We start from the raw sequence: 17,581 nt of genomic DNA on the forward strand, positions 1-17,581 counted from the left end.
GGTCGGGGAATGATCGACCATCTGGCCCTGCAATGCGCCGACCCTGAGGCGTCGCTCGCATTCTTCACGCACGTGTTCGGTGCGCTCGGCGTCCACGAGGCGATGCGCATCGACGGTCCCGATGGCGCGGTCCTGGCGCTCGGCGGGCGCGATGGTTTTCCGAAGCTGTGGTTCGGCCCGTTGGTCGAGAGCGGTAACCGCCCGGTGCATCTGGCGCTCACCGCGCCGAGCCGTGCCGCAGTCGACGAGGTGTATCGGGCCGCCGTCGCATCCGACGTCGAAGTTCTGCACGCGCCGCGTATCTGGCCTGAGTACCATCCAGGCTATTACGCTGTCTTCCTACGTGATCCGGACGGAAACAACGTCGAAGCCGTTCATCACACCTTCGGCTGAGGGCATGCCCGCGATGGATGACGACGCTGCGTTCGCCGCGATCGCCGATGAACGCCGGAAACTGGCCGACGATGTCGCGGGCTTGACCACCGAGCAGTGGGACACACCGTCTCTGTGCGCCGCATGGACCTGCCGGGACGTCGTCGCGCATCTGGTGGTCCCACTGACAGTGTCGATTCCGGCTTTCGGGCTGGCGATGATCAAGGCGCGCGGCAACTTTGACCGCGCCAATCTAGCAATGACCGCAAAGGTCGGCGAACGGTACCGGGACCGACTGCCAAAATTGCTGCGGGACAAGGCAGATAAGCGCTTCACGCCACCCGGATACGGACCGTCGGCCCCGTTGACCGACATCGTCGTGCACGGTCTCGACATCCGACGACCACTCGGAATGCCGACCGGCGTCGACGCAGAACGTCAGCGTGCGGTACTCGACTTCCTCACCAGTCCCAAAGCGCGCGGGATCTTCTCGACAGTCGGTGACCAGGTGTGTTGGCGGGCAACCGATATCGATTGGACGGCCGGGCGAGGTCCGGTCATCGAGGGGGCTGCGGAGTCGCTCATGCTGGTGCTGACGGGGCGTCGTGTAGGAGCGGAAGAAATTGGTGGAGAGGGTGTTTCGATCCTCAAACGCTGACAGCTGGCTGTGTCGGCAAGTGCGCCTCGACCCAGCCGAGAGCCAGCACGACGGTACTGGTGGCGGCGACATTCGCCGGGAGTTCGGCGTGCACGGTACGCCGATGTCCGGCGGTGTCCACAATGGTCACGTCGGACATGCTTGCTCCGCAAAGGGGATGACCGACGATGGCGAGATCGGCGATCACGGCGGTCAGCGGGAGCGCCGTGTCGATGTGTAGTGTCGCCCGGCCCGCGGTGTGATGTGCGGCAGTGACACGGGTGACGAGCGCCGGGAACAGCATCGACGCCGGACATAAGCTCTGACAGGTCGGTTTACCGTCGACGTCGAGGTAGAACGCGACCTTGCGTTGACGGGACTCCTCCCGCAACGAACGCTCACCGACGAGAATGTCGTCGGCTTGGGTGTGGATGGGTAGACGCCACGAGGTGGGATCAAAGGAACGGGCCACGGTTACCCCTTTCAGGGAGGGCAGGACATCAAACAACGTCACCTTTGACGGTCTACGCCTGCGCGGGTCCCACGCCAAGGGGATCGAGCCTTAAGAAGTCGTCAAAATCGTTGACCGTCAGCGATTGTGAGACGCGGGTCACTCTGCGTCGGTGGTGTTACACCGACTCGCGCGAGAGCCTCCTGGGCGTCGAGACTTGCTGCCGGCAACCCGTCGCGCACCAGTCGGACGGTTTCGGCCTGCACCAGTTCGTTGACCGGTGTCGGCACGCCGTTCAGGCGCCCGAGCAACACGATCTCGCCGGCGAGATAGTCGACCTCGACGCTGCCGGCGCCCCGCTCGACGCTCTGCCACGTCGAGCTTCCGTAGCTGTTGTCGCCGGTGTCGCGGCGCTTGATGAAGTCGGCCCGCCGTGCGATGTCGGACTCCTCGGTGATCACCTCGATGTCGGCGGCATCGAGGACGGCCTCCCCTTCGGAGCGGGCGCGGCGAACGAGCTCGTGGTGCGCGGGGCCGTCGTTCCGGTAGGTGGCGTCGACACCGTTGACCAGATTGGTGATGAGTTTTCGGTACTTCCACGCGGTGATGTTGCCGCGGACCTTGGACGGAAACGACGCCGCGCGCAAGCGGGCGGCGATGGTCTCGGCTGTGTCATCGAATCCAGTTGGGTACCTTCCGATGTCGAGTAGTCCGGGAGTTCCGTCGGATAGCTGGATCACCACTCCGGGATCGAGGTGCAGTGCGGGCAGTACCACGCACAACGAATAGACGTTGGGGAACAGGCGCAAGATGGCGGGCTCGTTGGCCACACCGTTCTGAGCGGACACGATGGGCGTCATGGGGGGGTGCGTGGAAACGCAGATCTTCGAGAGCGGCCGCGGTCTGCTGGGACTTCACGCACAAGAACACGACGGACTCGTCCGTCCAGTCGATCTCGGAAGCGGTTGCCGCGGTGTCGATCTGTAACGCCTCGCGACCCTGCGCGGTATCGAGCACAAGACCGTTCGTGCGGATGGCTTCCAGATGCCGACCGCGAGCGATGAGGGTGGTCGGGGTGCCCGACGAGAACAGATGCGCACCGATCACACCGCCGATTGCGCCGGCCCCGTAGATGACAACATGCATGAGTCCAGGCTAGCGATGGCCGGCTCCGAGGCACCCACTCGCTGGTCGAGCGACCCGCGCTGGTCGACTCCGAGCCCCCCCTCTGCTGGTGGACCTCTCCTCTGCTGGTTGAGTAGCGTCGCGCGAGCTTGCGAGCCCGGCGCATATCGAAACCCGGGGCGACGAATGTGTCCGCAACCAGGCACAACACCAGCACAACGATTCTTGTCAGACCCTCCCGATAGTGTGTTCGTAGTTCACCGAGATGACAGTCTCCACCCCTTGTGATGTCAGTGCTGATGACGACGGCTCCTTGACCCTTGTCGCCCGAAAGGCACTGCGCGTGTTCACCTTCACCGATCCGCTTACGCTGGTCGAGCCGACTCCGAGTCCCTGGGCGAGGCGCCGTGTCGAGACCACCCCGGTGACCCGAGAGTGTCGGTGACCAGCGCCAACTCGAGCGCGACGATTCTTGTCAGACCCTCCCGATAGTCTGTTCTCAGTTGATGACATGACTGCGCGATTTCTTTGATGACAGTGCTGATGACGACGGTTTGTTGACCCTTGTCGCTCGAAAGGCGCTGCGCGTGTTCACCTTCACCGATCCGCTTACGCTGGTCGAGCCGACTCCGAGCCCCTGGGCGAGGCGTCGTGTCGAGACCACCCCGGTGATCCGAGAGTGTCGGTGACCAGCGCCAACTCGAGCGCGACGATTCTTGTCAGACCCTCCCGATAGTCTGTTCTCAGTTGATGACATGACTGCGCGGTTTCTTTGATGACAGTGCTGATGACGACAGGTCCCTGTTCCTGCTCGCCCGTGAAAGGCACTGCGCGTGTTCACCTTCACCGATCCCGAGGCCGATGACGCGGCGATTCGCGCTGCCTCCACACTCGGGTTGGAACACCACGCGATGCGCGAACTACGCCACACCCGTCGCGCCGAAGCCCGCACCGTGCTGCTGGCCCACAAGATCGGTGCCGGCGTCTACGACGACATGCTGGCCGACCCCGACCCCCACCGCGCCGACCCGGTATCAGCCGAGAAAGCTGCCGTCGGAGAAGTATCCCTACGGGTCGGGGTGTCCCGCTCGACCGCACACCGCTGGATCGAACTCGGTATCGCGCTGGCCGGTATGGACCGGGTGCGGTTGGCCTACCTCGACGGTGATCTGGCGACATCGCGGGCATTGGTGATCACCCGAGCCCTCGAGATCTTGGGCGAGTCGCTGCGGGTGGAGGTGGAGCCACTCGCCCTGGAGTTGGCGGCGCGCCCGACCCTGGACAAGACGTTGCGGTCGCAGTTGGCGGAGTTGATCATCACTCTCGACCCCGATGCCGCTGCGGATGCGCGGGAGGATTTCGCCGACCGCCACCAGAACGTGATCGTGCGGGATGATGCGCACGGGCACTCGTCGATTGATGCGACGGTGCCCGCTGAGCACGGCGAATTCCTGCGCGCACGTCTCGCGCAGTTGATCGGGGCGCGGGTGTGCCGCCACGATCCGCGCACCCTGGGTCGTCGGCGGGTGGCGGCGTTGGCCGAACTCCACGGCCTGCCCGGCGCCCGACTGACCTGTGAATGCGGGCGCCAGGACTGCCCCACCGTGCAACCCGCACCACCCGACGCACCCACCGACCCGGCCGACGTAGAACCCGAAGGACCCGCCCCGGAACCCGATGGACCCGCCCCGGAACCAGAATCGGACGACGCGGAACCCGAAGCAGCACCGGCGAACACACCGGAACCGGAGTGCGAGTCGCACACCGACGACCGCGACCCGGTAGAGGACGACGCCACCGCAGAGCAACCCGACACTGCAGAGCAACCCGACGCTGCAGAGCAACCCGACGCTGCAGAGCAACCCGACGCTGCAGAGCAACCCGACGCGGCGGAGGAGGCCGGCGAGACGGACGACGAGCCCTCAGGTGGGGCGCTACGGGACCCGGTGCCGTCGGTGACGGTGATTACCGACCCCACCGGTGTCGAGGTCCCGTATCTGGATGGGTACGGGGCCATCGACCCCGCGCACGCCGCTCAGATCGCCGAGCAGGGCGTCGGTAAGCAGATCGAGCTGCCCGAGACCGGCATCCGACCGGCGTGGTCGGGGTTGATCATCGGGGAACGCCGACCCGCCCCACCCATCGACCCGAGTGGGCACGGCGGACACACCACACCACCCCGCGGGGCCACCACCTACCGGCCGTCAGCCAGTGAACGGGCGACAGTGTTGGCCACGGATCGGACGTGTCGGTATCCGTTCTGCGCCAAACCTGCGTCGGAATGCGAGATCGATCATCCGGTGAAGTTCAACCATGCCGACCCCGAGGCCGGTGGCTGGACCGTGCACTTCAACCTCGCACCGTTGTGCACCCCCGATCACCATCGCAAGCATTTCGGGTTGTGGATACCGGTGATGTGTCCGGGGCGAGCGAAGCGACGGGGTAGTTTCACCGATCGGAGCATCCTGTGGACGAATCCGATGACCGGGCAACAACATCGGACCTACCCGCGGTGAGGGGGGTGGGTGGTGGCTGGTGGGTGCTGACATGGTCGGCTCACCAGGCGGTCTCGACACGACGCCTGGTTTCGAGAGCGAGCCTGCGAGCGCGACCCGTCTCGAAACCGAGGCACCGTGTCGAGATCGACCAGCGGGGGATCGGCTCGGTGGTGCATATGGTGGATGCACATTCCGAGCAACCTGGAGGCGACGATGCCCTCAACCGATGACCTGGCCCGCCGGCTACAGCGATTGGAGCACGTCGAGGCGATCACGCAGCTGAAGTACCGCTATTGGCGCGCATGTGACACCAAGGATCCCAAAGGGTTTCGATCCTGCTTCATCAGGTCGGGAGCACGGATCGACTACGGTCGCCTCGGCGGCTTTGACGACGCCGAGCCGATGGCCCGGATCTTCGAGAAGGTGGCGCTCGCGCGGATCGACGGCAAGTTCGTCGTCTACGACATGCACCACGGCATGCATCCCGAGATCACCATCCTCGACGACACCAGCGCCCGCGGAACCTGGAGTCTGCGCTTCCGGCAGGTCAACACCGTCGAGGCCACCGAGACCATCATGACCGGAGACTATGACGACGAATACGTCGTCGAGGATGGCGTGTGGAAGATGTCGGTCTGCCGGTTCACCGAGCACTGGGCGATCAAGCGTTCGTTGGGTGACGCGCAGATCATCCCGGGACACTTCTCAGCGCCGCCGCTGAGCACCTGATCGGCCGCCATCCACGAAACGCGAGAAGTAGGCGAGAGACTCGGGATCGTCGACAGTGTCGACACCGATGACCTGCTGCAGCGGCTTGCCCTGGATCAGCCGTTTCACCGGCACCTCCAGCTTCTTGCCCGTCCGGGTGTGCGGAATGGCCGGGACAGCGATGATGTCGTCCGGGACATGACGTGGTGACGCGCCGATACCGATGGCCCCAGCGATCCGAGCACGCAGATCGTCGTCGAGGGTGACGTGGTCGGCTAGCACGACGAACAACGGCAACCAGTAACGGTCGTCGTCGAGCTCAACGCCCACCACCAATGATTCACGGATCTCGGGCAGCGCATCGACGACGTCGTAGATGTCCGCACTACCGAGCCGGACGCCTTGTCGGTTCAGAGTCGCATCAGAGCGCCCGGAAATGATCACCGAACCACGCTCGGTGACGGTGATCCAGTCGCCGTGCCGCCATACTCCGGGGAAGGTGTCGAAGTAGGCGTCGCGATAGCGTTGGCCCGTCGGATCGTTCCAGAAGGACACCGGCATCGACGGCATCGGTGTTGCGATCACCAGCTCGCCAACCTCGCCAATTACACTGTACCCCTGGCTATTCCATGCTTGCAGGTCCACTCCCAAGAGTGGTGCCGAGATCTCGCCGGCCCAGACCGGGGTGTTGGGTGCACAACCGGCGAAGCCGCTCACGACGTCGGTGCCGCCGCTTGTCGATGCCAGCTGTATGTGCGTGCCCACATGATCCCGCACCCACTGGTAACTCTGAGCGGGAAGGGGTGCACCGGTGCTGCCGATCGTACGCAACCGGGACAGGTCGAGGTCGCACGCCGGACTCAGCCCGGCCTTCTCGGAGGCCGCCAGATAGCCGGGGCTGACGCCGAGCACCGTGACTCGGTGGTCCGACGCGATCTCCCATAGCCGTTGTGGCCCTGGGAATACTGGACTCCCGTCATAGAGAACGATGGCCGCACCGGTCAACAGCCCGGACGTCACCATGTTCCACATCATCCAGTTCGTCGTCGTGTACCAGAAGAACCGGTCTCCGCGACCGAGGTCGTTGTGCAAGCCCAGAAGTCGGAGGTGGTCGACGACCACGCCGCCGTGCGAGTGGACGATGCCCTTGGGTGCTCCGGTGGTACCTGACGAAAACAGCGCCCACAGAGGATCGTTGAACTCTACGCGGACGAACTCTGGTTCGGCGGGGTGTGCGACCACGTCGTCCCAGCCGGTGACGCCGACGCCGAACCGCGAATCACCGATAGCGGAAACGCCCAGTGTCGCAACGAGTTCGGGCATCGACGACCGAATCGTCTCGACCATTCCACATCGGCTGTGTACCTTGCCATTCCACCGATAGCCGTCGGCGGCGATGAGCACCTTCGGTTCCAACTGCCCCAACCGGGCAAGCGCGCCCGCGGCGCCATAGTCCTGCCCACACGCCGACCAGATCGCGCCGAGTCCCGTTGTGGCCAGCATGCCGACCACCGCGTGGAGAGTGTTCGGGAGGTAGCCGACGACTCGGTCGCCGCGTCGCACACCGTGCTCGACCAGCCAGCGCTGCACAGCGCCGACCATGCCGCGCAACACATTCCAGGACACCTCAGTGGTGTCTCCCGTTTCGCCGAGCGCGATGACTGCCGTGTCGTCACCCCGGAGTCGGAGGGCATGCTCCGCGTAGTTGATCCGCGCACCAGGAAACCACCGCGCGCCCGGCATCGTGCGGTCCGGCAACACGTTTGCCGGCGCATCGTCGATCAGAACGTCGAAATGATCCACCACCGCTGTCCAGAAATCGGCGGGATGGTCGACCGACCACCGCCACAGCTCCCGGTAAGTCGGATAGCGCTCACCGGTACGCTTCTCGACACGGCTGGTGAACCGGGCGAGTTGGCTCACCGCCGACGCCGCAACGTCGGGCGTCCAGATCGCTTCGGCCGGTGTGATGTCGACAGTCATCGGCTGTCCCTCAGGCGGCGCTGTGCGCGCCGGTCATCAGGGCGGCCAGATCCTCCGGGGCCAGGAACGACGGCGGAGGTGGGGGACCCCAGCTGAACAGTCCCTTGGCACCTTCGACCACTTCTGGGGTCCATAGCTGGTCGTCGACGATCGAATCCATGTCGGAGTAGTACTCGCTGAAGTTTCCCGCCGGGTCCTTGAGGTACCAGAAGAAGTTGGAGCCGGCGTAGTGCCGACCGAGACCCCACACATGGCGTCCGGGATCGGCTTCCAGCATGCTCATGGCGCCGCGTCCGACCTCGTCGACATCATCGACCTGCCACGACGTGTGATGGAGGAAGTTGACCGGAGCCTGCTGCACGAGAACGTTGTGGTGATCGGTGGAGCACCGCAGGAAGGCCGCCAGGCCCGGTACTTCGTCACTGACCTTGAAACCCAGGCCGTGGGTGAAGAAGCGTTGCGTGACTGCATGATCGGTGCTTCCGATCACCGCGTGTCCGAGCTTGCGGGGTCGGACCGCGGCCGTCCGCAGCACCCCCGGGGCGCGGCAGGTCTCGCGCCGAGGCGACCAGGCCCGTTGTACGGGGTCGCCGCCACGCGGGCTTGGGTGATGCGCGCTTGAACCTCGACGGTGACATGCAGATCGGTGGCGGCTTCGATCGCCGAGATGCTGTTCGTCGTCCGCTCGAAGGGGATGTCGAGTTGTGTCAGGTTGTGTGCGATGCGTCCGAGATCGTCGGGGTGGTCGGCGCCGACGGTGAGGGCGACCAGCCGCCGGGTTGGCGTCTCGATGATGCGGAGTTGACGTCCGCCGTCGGTGGTCGAGAACCATCCGTCGGCCTGTGGGGTGAGCCCGAATTCTGTGTAGTAGGCGGCAGTCTGGGCGACGTTGGGTACGCCCATGGTGACCGACGCGAGGCGATGCAGGGTCATGGCAGGTCCTTACTGGGGAGCAGAGATGAAGGTCTGATGCAGTTCACCGATTCCGGTGATCCAGCTGTCGAGTCGTTCGCCGGGTGCGAGGAACCGCTTGGGTTCTCGACCCGCGCCGACGCCGGCCGGAGTTCCGGTGAAGATCACGTCGCCCGGGTGGAGGGTGACGTTGCGGGACAATTCGGCGATCAACCGAGGAACGGGGAAGATGAGATCGCGAGTGCGTCCCTTTTGCATTTCCTCCCCGTCGACGGCGCAACCGAGTTCAAGGTCGTCCGGATCGGCGAACTCATCGGGGGTGACGAGCCACGGACCCTGCGGGGAGAATCCGGGATAGGACTTCCCCAGCCCGAACTGTGGTGCGGGTCCGCGTGTCTGGGTGATCCGCTCGGAGATGTCCTGTCCGGCGGTGAGCCCGGCGACGTACCTCCACGCGTCGTCGGCGTCGATCCCGGTGGCCTCGCGTCCGATGACCACGACAAGCTCGACTTCCCAGTCGACGGCACCGCCTTCGGGAATGGTGACCGTGGTATCGGGTCCGGAGAAACTGGAGATGTACTTGGTGAACACGGGCGGCAGATGTGTCGGCGACTCGAATCCCGATTCGGCGGCGTGATCGTCGTAGTTCAATCCGACGGCGAACACTTGACGTGGCCGTGGTGACGGAGCGCCCAGAAGTGCTCGATCGACCGGTGATCCGTCCGCGGCAGATGTGTCGAAAGCGACTGCCCAGCTGATGAATTCATTCCAGCCCCCGTAGACGAGATCGAGGTCCGGACCGAAGCGGCCTCCCGACGCGTCGAAGATGTCGACGCCGACCTCGGCCCCGGACTCACCGAGGATCAGCGTTGCGCGTTGGTTGTGATTGGCGATTCGCATGTGTTGTGCTCCTTGGTCTTCTGAATGTGTGGCCGTCAGACCATCGGGGTGATCGGGTCTTCGACGCCGAGCAAGGCTTTGCCGTACAGCTCGTAGCTGACCGCTGGTGAGACGATCGCGTGCCGGGCCGCGACCGCCGAGTCGCGCCAGATTCGTTGCAGAGGACTCACTTCGGCGAACGAACCCGCGCCGTGCGCCGACAGCAGGATGTCGATGGCGCGGGTCACGCAGTCGGCCACATATCCGGTGTCCGACCGGACGCGCGCCCGGATAAGATAGTCCGGATACTCGCCTCGTGCGGCAGCCTCGTCGATGTCGGCGGCAGCCCGGTATGCGTGCAGCTGGGCGGTGTCGATGAGCCGCGCGGCCTCGGCAATCTGCAACTGGAACGCAGTGGACTCCTGTTGCGAGGTGAAGAAGGTATAGGAGATCGGTTTCTTGGGCGCCTTGGCGATCACGAAATCGAGTGCCGCACGGCCCATTCCGAGTTGCGGCCCGACGAGTACGAGAGCAAGGACTGGGATCAGCGCAGACCGATACAGAACCTCGTCCTTGTGGGGTGTGGCGTAGTGACCGCCGATCGCCGGCGGGACGCTGATCACGCGATGGTCCGGCACGAAGACGTCATCGGCGATGAGGCAGTTACTTCCCGACGATCGCATGCCCGCGACGAACTACGTGTCCTCGAAGCCCATGTCGGAGCGGGGGATCAGCGCGCAGCCCTGGTCGACGACGTTGCCGTCGGCATCGGTGATGGGAATGCCCATGACCGCCCACGTGCAATGGTGTGAGCCGGAGTTGTAATACCACTTGCCGGTCACCCGGTATCCGCCGTCGACCTTTCGGGTTTCGGCGGTGGGAGCGAGCACACCGGACACCTTGGCGTCGGGGTCGGCGCCGAAGACCTCGTCCTGCGCCTGCTGTGACATGAGTCCGACAAGCCAGTTGCACACGTTGGTGAGCGTGACGACCCACGCGGTGCCACCGTCGGCTTCAGCGACTGCCGCCGAGATGTCGAGCATCGTGCGCATGGAGGTCTCGTAGCCGCCGTAGCGTTTGGGTACGGAGATGCGGAACAGTCCGGCGTCGGTGAGAGCCTGGATGCTCTCTTCGACGACTCGCCGATCCTTTTCTCCCTGAGCGGCATTCGCCGCCAGGAGCGGACGGAGTTCCCGCGCGCGGGCAACGAGTTCGGCGTCGGCTGGGACGGTGTGATCCACCGTTGCCGGACTGGTGGTGGTGATGGTCATGGGGTTCTCCTTCTGAGGGTGGGGACTGGGACTGGGTTGGTCAGCTTGCGCAGGCGACGATTTGGTCGACAATCGCGGTCCGCGGGCGGGTGGCAAACCGGGAATGGGTACCAAAGGTTCGGTGGCCGTAGACAAGTGGGGGACGCTGCTCGGACGCGGCGTGGGTCACCGAGCCGATGAGCAGCAGGTGGTCGCCGGCCTCGATGGTCTGCCAGAGCTCGCAGGCGGCCCATCCGGCGACAGCGTCGATCCGGGGTAGCCCGTTCGACGGCGACCACGGCGTCGTGCCGAATCGATCCAGGTCACGTGACGCGAAGGTCATCGCGATGTCGTCCTGTGTGGAGTTGAGCACGTTCACGCCGAATCGTTCGGTGGCGATGATGCGTGACAGCAGACTCGATCGGCGATCGAGCGCGATGGAGAGGAGAGCGGGTCGTAGCGACAGCGACGCCAGCGAGCTGACGGTTGCGCCGTGCGGGCCGTCGTCGTCGGCGGTCGTGACCACTGTGACCGGTGCACACACCCCTGCCATCAGGTTTCGGAACTGTTGGTCGTGCATTGCCGCACCTCCACGTCGACATAAGATTGGAGCAAATAAACATGATTAATTGCTTGGATCACAGACTGAGGGTGACCGGCATCACTTGTCAAGAGGAATCGGCATATTGATCATGGTTATTTCTTCGAGCCGCCGTGACCTGGGGCTCTTGTCGACGTACTACGACCAATGGCGGGAGGACACTCCCGCTCGAGGAAGTGGGAAGTGTGGTTGCGCGGTAGAAGCCGCACTTGTAGCCAGAAACCTTGGTGCACATCGGGTTTCTGACCAGACGTGCGGTATCTGAGATCACAACACGCCGTAGCGCCGCCTCGGCGAACGGTGACATGGCCGCCCATGCGTAGGGGAGGAACTAGTTTCCGGCAGCCGACGCCATCCGGAACCGCTCGCATATCCGCAGTTCAGCAGGCCTTCGAGCCAGCGCCCCACCCGCCGCCACGGCGGCGATCGTGGACCCAATCCGGCACAAAAAGTGGGGGAAGAAACTTCTTCCCCGGGCCTTGGTGTCCTCCCCTACAACTTTCTAGGGGACGACTATGAAACCCACGGAAGAAGTTCGTCCCCTAGTTTTTCTGCGGGCCGGGCGCGATGCGATTTACCCAGCTCAGCGGGATTGGTTACCAACTCTTCGGTTCAGCGGTAGGTTCCTCCAGGTCTGCTGGGCTCCACCTGACCTGTCGATTCAGGTGGAGCTGTCCGCCCGGAGGATCATCGTCGGATCGGTGCGACGGAGAGCGTCGACCGCGGCGTCGGCATCACCGGCGCCCAGGGCATCGACGAGGGACTCGACCACATCGGCAAGGCCGCCAAGGAAGACCGGCACCTGGTTGTCGGCGGCGTCGAGATGGGCGCGCAGATGCGAGGTGCCGACGTCCATGATGCTGAGGTAGAGGCTGTTGAGAAGCTGACTGCTGCCGATTCCGGCGAAGTACTCGTGCACGTGCCACGCCGCCCACACGAATCCGGAGAGGTCGTTCTCCGCGCGCGTGCGACGCAAGTCATCGACTCGCGCGCGCAGTTCGCGAAGATCTCGATCATCAATGGCCGCAAGCACTTCCGCCACCAAGAGGGGAGCCAGCGCGTCCCGGATCTGGATCGACTCGCCAAGTGCCGACCCATCCGCCGGGGCTGCGCGGAACCAGCCGTTCATCCGTGACAGGGGTGATGGGTTGGCGGCAAAGATCCCGCCGCCCGGACCTGGGCGCGAGGTGATGACGCCGCGCTCCTGCGCCAACTTGATCGCCTCGTTCACCGTGCCGACCGAGACGCCGCATACCTGCCGGATCTCGTCCTTGCTGCCGATTCGTTCGCCGGCGGGAGCTCCGGCGGCCAGGCGCGCTATCTGGTTGGCTGCGTACTCGGCACGAGACAAGCCGATCGACACCGTGCCGGGCAGGCTGATCGGGCGCCGCCACAGGTCCGGCGTGTAGGCCGGGATGTCGGGCGGAACTTGATCTGGGGCGTCGGTGGACACGAACCGATGGTAGCCGAATCAATCATGATCATTGAGGTGCAGGGGCCTCGCGATCGTCGAGCGTGAGCTGCAGAAACGCGAGGTCGAGCCACCGTCCGAACTTGGCACCGACCTGCTCGAGCACACCCACATTCACGAATCCGAGCCGTTCGTGTAGGTGGATCGATCCCGTATTGCTCGCATCGATCCCGGCGATCATCACGTGCTTACCGAGCGCACGCGCACGCTCGATCAGCTCGACCATCAACGTCTTGCCGATTCCGCGGCCGCGCTGATCGGACTGCACATAAACCGAGTGTTCGACGGTGTGCCGATAGCCGTCGAACGGGCGATAGTCGCCGAACGTGGCGTAGCCGAGCACCTCGTCGCCGTCGACCGCCACGATCACCGGGTAACCCGCTTGACGACGATCGGCGAGCCACTTCCGGCGATTGTCGACGTCGACGAGTCGCTCGTTCCAGATCGCCGTGGTGTTCTCGACGGCGTCGTTGTAGATCGCGGTGATCGTCTCGAGATCGGGCTCGGTCGCATCGCGGATGTCCATGCGAGATCTCCTGTCCAGAGGTGGCGATCAGAACGTAACAGGCATGATGAGTTGGAGCCCAACATCGACGTGTGAGCGGAGACCGATCATGACCAGCCCCGACATCGCCGGATTCGTCGACGCGATCACCAGCCGAACATTGCGCGTCGTCGACCTCACCACACCCCTGAGCGCCTCGACACCGGCGTTGCGACTGCCACCACCGTTCGCCAACCTCATCGACTTCAGTCTGGAAGAGGTCAGTGCCTACAACGAGCCGGGACCCTTCTGGCGGCACAACAACATTCACACCGGCGAACACATCGGGACCCACCTCGACGCACCCGTGCACTGGATCACCGGCCGCGACGGTGACGATGTCTCGCAGATCCCGGTCCAGCGACTCATCGGGAGCGCCGCGGTCCTCGACCTCACGGCTCAGGTCGACGACAACCCGGACCATCTGCTCACCATCGCCGACGTGCAGACGTGGGAGAACGAGCACCGCCCGCTCGGCGCCGGCGACTGGCTCCTGCTGCGCACCGGATGGGAGTCCAAGGGGCACTCCCAGGAAGCTTTCCTCAACGCCGACGAGACCGGATCGCACACGCCCGGCGTCGACGCAGAATGCGCCAAATGGCTTGCTGCCGAGCGTGATATCACCGGCATCGGCGTGGAGACCGTCGGCGTCGACGCCGGGCTGGCAGGCGGATTCGATCCCGCTTTCCCGGTGCATCACCACTTCCTCGGCCACGACAAGTACGGCATCACATCGCTCCGCAATCTGAATGAACTTCCGACCACGGGTGCGATGCTGATCGTCACGCCGTTGCCCATCGTCGGCGGAACGGGCAGCCCGTCTCGAGTCCTGGCGGTTGTCGACGGCACACCCGAATGACGGCCGCCGACATGACTGTCGGCGACGTGGTGGGCGAGGTCCTCGCCGATCTCGGCGTCGGCCACGCCTTCGGTGTGGTGGGCAGCGGCAACTTCGTCATGACCAACGCCCTACGACGCGGCGGTGTCCCGTTCACCGCCGCCCGGCACGAGGGTGGTGCCGCGATGATGGCCGACGGTTTCTCGCGCATGTCGGGACGGGTCGGACTGCTGTCTGTGCATCAGGGTTGCGGGCTGACCAACGCGATGACCGGCATCGCCGAGGCGGCCAAGAGTCGCACGCCGATGATCGTGCTCACCGCGGACAGCCCGGCGGCCACGCTGCGGTCGAACTTCCGGGTCGACCAGGACGCGATGGTGCGCGCGGTCGGCGCGATCAGCGACCGGGTCTACTCGGCCTCGACGGTGGTGGCCGACGTCACGCGCGCGTACCGCACGGCGGTCACTCAACGACGCACAGTCGTCCTCAATGTGGCCATTGACGTGGCAGCAGGTCCGGCGACGCATTCCGGCCCCGTGAGTGCCGACACCACGTCCAGTGCGGTTCGGCCCGACCCGGAGTTGCTCGCGAAACTTGTTGCCGCACTGAACAAAGCCCAGCGTCCGGTGTTCGTGGCCGGACGCGGTGGCCGTGGTGCCGGACGCGAGATCGCCCGGCTGGCAGCAACATCTGGCGCGCTCCTCGCGACATCGGCGGTCGCGAACGGCCTGTTTGAGGGTGAAGAGTTCTCGCTGGGTATTTCGGGCGGATTCGCCTCGCCGACCTCTGCGGACCTCATAGCGGGCGCCGACCTCATCGTCGGATGGGGGTGCGCGTTGAACATGTGGACGATGCGCCACGGTCGTCTGATCGGTCCCGACACCATCGTCGTACAGATCGATGACGACGTCGACGCGCTCGGTGCTCACCGGCCGATACACCTCGGAGTCCTCGGCGACTGTGCCGCGACAGCTCGCGACGCGCTCGCCGGACTGGCCGAAACGAGGCAGGGCTACCGCACTTCCGAGGTGGCCGCCCGGATTGCGGAAAACTCACGCTGGCAGGATGTTCCGGTCGACGACTCCTCCACCGCCGACCGGATCGATCCGCGCGCACTGTCCATCGCACTCGACGAAATGCTGCCGGCCGAGCGTGTGGTGTCTATCGATTCGGGCAACTTCATGGGTTATCCCGCAACGCATTTGGCGGTGCCCGACGAGAACGGATTCTGCTTCACCCAGGCCTTTCAGTCCATCGGGCTCGGACTCGGCACCGCGATCGGCGCAGGTCTCGCGCAACCGGGCAGACTGCCGGTCCTCGGTACCGGCGATGGCGGCTTCCTGATGGCCATCGCCGATCTCGACACCGCGGTTCGCATCGGTCTCCCGCTCGTCGTGATCGTCTACAACGACTCTGCCTATGGTGCGGAGGTGCATCACTTCGAAGGTGCCGACATGGCGACGGTGACCTTCCCGGATACCGACATCGCCGCCATTGCACGGGGTTTCGGCGCCACCGGAGTGACGGTGCGAACTGCCGACGACCTCGACAAGGTCCGTGATGCCCTCGGCGAGATCATCTCGTCCGGGGCGCCGCGGCCGCTGGTGATCGATGCGAAGATCACCAGCGACGGCGGCTCCTGGTGGCTGGCGGAAGCATTTGCCGGGCACTGAGCGCGTCGTGCGTATTACTCCTGATAACAGCTGAACTCGGCCTGGTAGGCCTTGCTGGTCGTCCTCGTTTCGGCGTCCACGGCCACCCCGGTGACGGTGATCTTGTCACCGTTGATCTCCACCTCGGCGCTGCCGCGGCTTCGGGTGGGATCCGTGACGTAGCGAACGCCGTCGATCTCGAAGACGGTCTTGACCAACCGCGGATGCTGGGTGTTGGTCAGATCAGCGGAGAAGACGGTCTCGCCATCGGAGGTCGCGGTGCCCGTCAATGCGAACGTCGACGAACGGCTACTGCGCGTACACCACAGGTTCGTCTCGTCGAGGCCCGGAATCGGCTGTCCCTCAACCCACACTTGAGCGAACTCGGGCATGTCGATGGCAACCGGAGTGGAGTCGGTACTGGCTGTGCCGACCGTCGCCGCCGACGAACACCCTGTGATCAGTGTGGCCGCCGCAACGAGCGTCACGACGACGCTGACGCCATGCCACAACCGCAAACCCTGGATCCCCGACCTACCCACGCCGCATATGGTAGGTCACACTGGCGGCGATGTCCGAATGGGCGCCACCACACTTCGCCATGGTGAACTGGTTCCGCGACCGTCGCGAATTATCTTGCCGTGCAGCGCTGTTTGCTGGTCAGTTGACTCAGTTGACTCAGTTGACTCAGTTGCCGATCGCGTCAGCGGCCGGGGCTCATGCCGGTGAACGGAAGCACCACTTCGCAGGGGACCCGCTGTCGATGGGCCGGATCAAGGGCGTTCATGACGATGATCGTCGTTCTTCGCGAACCGGCGATGGCCATGTGATCGGAGTAGTCGCGCGAACACGAATCCTGCACGACGATGTTCGTCACCCGCTGTCCAGGACGAGGCGGCGGGATACCGCTGGTGTACGGCGTGGCCATCTCGTCGTAGCGGGTCACGATGTTGGTGTAGGTCACCGGGCGCGTGTAGGGCGAACCGCCGGCATTGATGCGTTGCACGACCGCCGAATCGGCGTACACCTCGTAGCACATCCCGCAGTTCTGGCGGGTGATCAGCGGATTGAGGTAGACGAGGTTGCTCGGCCAGTTGACCCCTTGCAGGATGGCGGCGATGTTGACGACCTTGTCCACGTGCGCAGCGCCGCCGATGACCTTGACGTAATAAGCGGTTACCAGGCCGCCGAGGGAATGAGTGACGATGTCGACGGTCGGCGACCCGGTGGTGCGGCGGACTCGATCGACGAACCGGGAGACAGCCGCCGCCCCGGCGGGCACCGACGACATCCCGGCAATCGCGTTGAACGGCTTCGGGAATGCCGGATTGGCTCCCCATGTGAAGGTGAAGACGCAGTAGCCGGCTGCCCTCAGCGCCGGCCCGTAGACGGCCCAGTCGGTTTGCTGGCTCGCGAATCCTCCGTGCACCAGCACGACCGGGTGTGGATGGCGCGCACTGGGTTTGCACGACCAATCATTGGTGCCCGGTGGTGAGCGGTCGGGGTCGGCGAGATGGTTGAGCGACCCCTGAAGGAAGTTGTAGACCACCGGTGGCGGTGGGCCCTGAGGGCCGGCACCTGGTGCCGCAGACGCAAGTGCGGCGGGGATCGACAGCCCGAGAACCACGGCAAGGATGGTGATGAGCTTTCGCATGGCAGA

At 64.8% G+C, this 17,581-nt stretch carries 17 protein-coding genes and 2 pseudogenes; 6 read left to right on the forward strand and 13 right to left on the reverse strand.

Annotated elements, in window-relative coordinates; genetic code table 11:
- The first annotated feature begins 9 nt into the window (after positions 1-9).
- On the forward strand, positions 10-393 hold the full coding sequence (locus ABZW74_RS00350) for a VOC family protein (protein ID WP_355272763.1): 384 nt from the start codon (positions 10-12) through the stop codon (positions 391-393).
- Positions 394-397: 4 nt separating this feature from the next.
- A complete protein-coding gene (locus ABZW74_RS00355) occupies positions 398-1,030 on the forward strand; it encodes a maleylpyruvate isomerase family mycothiol-dependent enzyme (RefSeq protein WP_240857936.1) in 633 nt (210 codons plus the stop codon).
- Here the strand turns inward: ABZW74_RS00355 and ABZW74_RS00360 are convergent.
- The 3 genes and pseudogenes from ABZW74_RS00360 to ABZW74_RS00370 form a co-directional block, all read right to left on the reverse strand.
- On the reverse strand, positions 1,020-1,481 hold the full coding sequence (locus ABZW74_RS00360) for a hypothetical protein (RefSeq protein WP_355272767.1): 462 nt from the start codon (positions 1,479-1,481) through the stop codon (positions 1,020-1,022). The two genes, ABZW74_RS00355 and ABZW74_RS00360, sit on opposite strands and share 11 nt — an antisense overlap.
- Positions 1,482-1,582: 101 nt before the next feature.
- The gene (locus ABZW74_RS00365) at positions 1,583-2,320 is read right to left on the reverse strand and encodes a ketopantoate reductase C-terminal domain-containing protein (RefSeq protein WP_308221045.1); all 738 of its coding nucleotides are present in this window, start codon (positions 2,318-2,320) and stop codon (positions 1,583-1,585) included.
- A gap of 61 nt (positions 2,321-2,381) precedes the next feature.
- Positions 2,382-2,606, reverse strand: a pseudogene (locus tag ABZW74_RS00370) (2-dehydropantoate 2-reductase N-terminal domain-containing protein); the annotation flags it as partial.
- An 812-nt stretch (positions 2,607-3,418) separates the two neighbouring features.
- Between ABZW74_RS00370 and ABZW74_RS00375 the strand changes: the two are divergent.
- Complete coding sequence (locus ABZW74_RS00375; RefSeq protein WP_355272770.1) at positions 3,419-5,101, forward strand: HNH endonuclease; 1,683 nt, start codon at positions 3,419-3,421, stop codon at positions 5,099-5,101.
- Between the two features lie 195 nt (positions 5,102-5,296).
- A complete protein-coding gene (locus ABZW74_RS00380) occupies positions 5,297-5,812 on the forward strand; it encodes a nuclear transport factor 2 family protein (protein WP_355272773.1) in 516 nt (171 codons plus the stop codon).
- Here ABZW74_RS00380 and ABZW74_RS00385 read toward each other — a convergent pair.
- From ABZW74_RS00385 to ABZW74_RS00420, 8 genes and pseudogenes are all read right to left on the reverse strand, one after another.
- Positions 5,789-7,774 carry an acetoacetate--CoA ligase gene (locus ABZW74_RS00385; RefSeq protein ID WP_355272776.1) on the reverse strand — a complete coding sequence of 662 codons (1,986 nt, stop codon included), beginning with the start codon at positions 7,772-7,774 and terminating at the stop codon, positions 5,789-5,791. The genes ABZW74_RS00380 and ABZW74_RS00385 overlap by 24 nt on opposite strands.
- A 10-nt stretch (positions 7,775-7,784) precedes the next feature.
- Positions 7,785-8,707: pseudogene (locus ABZW74_RS00390) on the reverse strand (VOC family protein).
- 9 nt (positions 8,708-8,716) lie between these two features.
- The gene (locus ABZW74_RS00395; protein WP_355272779.1) at positions 8,717-9,586 is read right to left on the reverse strand and encodes a fumarylacetoacetate hydrolase family protein; all 870 of its coding nucleotides are present in this window, start codon (positions 9,584-9,586) and stop codon (positions 8,717-8,719) included.
- A gap of 35 nt (positions 9,587-9,621) precedes the next feature.
- The gene (locus ABZW74_RS00400; protein ID WP_355272782.1) at positions 9,622-10,248 is read right to left on the reverse strand and encodes an acyl-CoA dehydrogenase family protein; all 627 of its coding nucleotides are present in this window, start codon (positions 10,246-10,248) and stop codon (positions 9,622-9,624) included.
- Between the two features lie 12 nt (positions 10,249-10,260).
- Complete coding sequence (locus tag ABZW74_RS00405; protein WP_355272785.1) at positions 10,261-10,836, reverse strand: acyl-CoA dehydrogenase family protein; 576 nt, start codon at positions 10,834-10,836, stop codon at positions 10,261-10,263.
- A gap of 40 nt (positions 10,837-10,876) precedes the next feature.
- Positions 10,877-11,395, reverse strand: coding sequence for a flavin reductase family protein (locus ABZW74_RS00410; RefSeq protein ID WP_240857951.1), 519 nt, complete (start codon positions 11,393-11,395; stop codon positions 10,877-10,879).
- 682 nt (positions 11,396-12,077) lie between these two features.
- Positions 12,078-12,869 (reverse strand): FCD domain-containing protein, encoded by a 792-nt coding sequence (locus ABZW74_RS00415; protein WP_240856307.1) that lies wholly within the window; start codon positions 12,867-12,869, stop codon positions 12,078-12,080.
- A gap of 28 nt (positions 12,870-12,897) precedes the next feature.
- Positions 12,898-13,413: a GNAT family N-acetyltransferase gene (locus ABZW74_RS00420; RefSeq protein WP_240856306.1), complete on the reverse strand. Its 516-nt coding sequence runs from the start codon at positions 13,411-13,413 to the stop codon at positions 12,898-12,900.
- Between the two features lie 88 nt (positions 13,414-13,501).
- Between ABZW74_RS00420 and ABZW74_RS00425 the strand changes: the two genes are divergently transcribed.
- Together ABZW74_RS00425 and ABZW74_RS00430 are read left to right on the forward strand one after the other, a co-directional pair.
- A complete protein-coding gene (locus ABZW74_RS00425) occupies positions 13,502-14,290 on the forward strand; it encodes a cyclase family protein (protein WP_355272790.1) in 789 nt (262 codons plus the stop codon).
- 11 nt (positions 14,291-14,301) lie between these two features.
- Positions 14,302-15,942 (forward strand): thiamine pyrophosphate-binding protein, encoded by a 1,641-nt coding sequence (locus ABZW74_RS00430; protein WP_355272793.1) that lies wholly within the window; start codon positions 14,302-14,304, stop codon positions 15,940-15,942.
- Between the two features lie 14 nt (positions 15,943-15,956).
- Here ABZW74_RS00430 and ABZW74_RS00435 read toward each other — a convergent pair whose 3' ends face one another.
- Entirely contained in the window at positions 15,957-16,463 is a 507-nt protein-coding gene (locus ABZW74_RS00435) for a lipoprotein LpqH (protein ID WP_240856303.1), read from the reverse strand.
- Between the two features lie 161 nt (positions 16,464-16,624).
- Positions 16,625-17,575: an alpha/beta fold hydrolase gene (locus ABZW74_RS00440; RefSeq protein ID WP_355272796.1), complete on the reverse strand. Its 951-nt coding sequence runs from the start codon at positions 17,573-17,575 to the stop codon at positions 16,625-16,627.
- Positions 17,576-17,581: the final 6 nt, after the last annotated feature.

Source organism: Gordonia sp. NPDC003585, from assembly GCF_040610755.1.
GTDB lineage: Bacteria > Actinomycetota > Actinomycetes > Mycobacteriales > Mycobacteriaceae > Gordonia.